The 255-nt window shown below is 51.8% G+C and carries 1 rRNA gene; it reads right to left on the bottom strand.

Annotation, left to right across the window (positions count from 1 at the left end):
- Positions 1-48 precede the first annotated feature (48 nt).
- Positions 49-255 (bottom strand): 16S ribosomal RNA (locus tag B2J69_RS23235); the annotation flags it as partial.

Here is a 255-nt window from a genome sequence, read left to right as displayed (position 1 = left end):
TTCTATCAGACAATCTGTGTGAGCACTTCGAAAGGCAGTATCTTCAGGTAAGGAGGTGATCCAACCGCAGGTTCCCCTACGGTTACCTTGTTACGACTTCACCCCAGTCATGAATCACAACGTGGTAAGCGCCCTCCCGAAGGTTAAGCTACCTACTTCTTTTGCAACCCACTCCCATGGTGTGACGGGCGGTGTGTACAAGGCCCGGGAACGTATTCACCGTGGCATTCTGATCCACGATTACTAGCGATTCCG

The sequence above is a fragment of the Pantoea latae genome (assembly GCF_002077695.1).
Lineage (GTDB): Bacteria > Pseudomonadota > Gammaproteobacteria > Enterobacterales > Enterobacteriaceae > Pantoea > Pantoea latae.
The sequence above is the reverse complement of the archived record's forward strand: the minus strand, read 5'-3'. Positions and strand labels throughout refer to the sequence as shown.